Below are 892 nucleotides of genomic sequence, written 5' to 3'. Positions count from 1 at the left end.
GTGGGTGTTGAGCTTAGTCCGTTGATGAACTGGTTGTTGGTTCTGACCGCGGGTGGGGTGGCGACGGAGGTCAGTGCTGGGGCGGTTCGTTCGTTGGGGGATGGCTGGGGCAGGAACGCGGTGGCGGTGGAGGAGTTGTCGGCTGAGGTGCGGCGGCTGGCGGGGGAGGTTGCGGCGGCGCTGGGGCCGGGGATGGGTGGGGCGTTTGTGGGGCATGTGGACAAGTTGCTGGCGGCGTTGGCGGCTGTGGCGGGGATGGCGCGGTCGCAGGCGAGTGCGTTGTATGGGTTTGGGTTGGATGTTGAGCTGAACGAGTACGAGATGCTGATCGAGGTGGCGTCGTTCCTGTCGTCGATCTTGTCGGCGTTGTCCAGTCCGATCACCGCGCCGATGGTGCCGTCGTTGATCGCCGCGGCGCGGAAGGCGGTGGGGGAGGTCGTTGAGCAGTTGCACTGGGCGGTCAGGCTGCTCGGGCAGGGGCTGGAAGAGGGTGTGGAAGGGCTCGCGCAGAACTCCGCGGCCCAGGTGGTTCAGTTCATTGAGGGCAACCGGGATGCCTGGGACAAGTTCAGCACGGTTGTCACCGCGGTCACGGAGTCGGTGGCGGGGGTGATCGCTGGCGGGATGTTCGTGGGTGGCGGGAAGTACCGGCCGGGTTTGGCTGATTCGGTGTTCTACCACGGTTTTGTCGAGGGTAGTACCGAGGTGGTCGTGGGTGCGGGTGCGGGTGCTGTGCTGGGTGGCGGCGAGGAGGGGCTGTGGGCCGGTCTGGTGGGCGGGGTGTTCTCCGGCACCGTGCAGAAGATCGCCGAGAACGCCGGCGAGTCCATCGACGCCTGGATCAACCCACAGGACCTCGACGTGCCGGGCATCGACACCACTGCCCTGGACA

1 protein-coding gene is annotated in these 892 nt (G+C 66.6%); it reads left to right on the top strand.

Annotated features, from left to right (window positions below):
• Positions 1-24: 24 nt before the first annotated feature.
• A partial coding sequence (locus tag IEZ09_RS45895; protein ID WP_229813576.1) for a WXG100-like domain-containing protein occupies positions 25-892 on the top strand: 868 nt, incomplete at its 3' end.

The organism is Lentzea flava (genome assembly GCF_014648475.1).
Classification (GTDB): Bacteria; Actinomycetota; Actinomycetes; order Mycobacteriales; family Pseudonocardiaceae; genus Lentzea; species Lentzea flava.
Note: the sequence above shows the minus strand (reverse complement) of the source record. Positions and strands in the feature narration are given on the sequence as shown.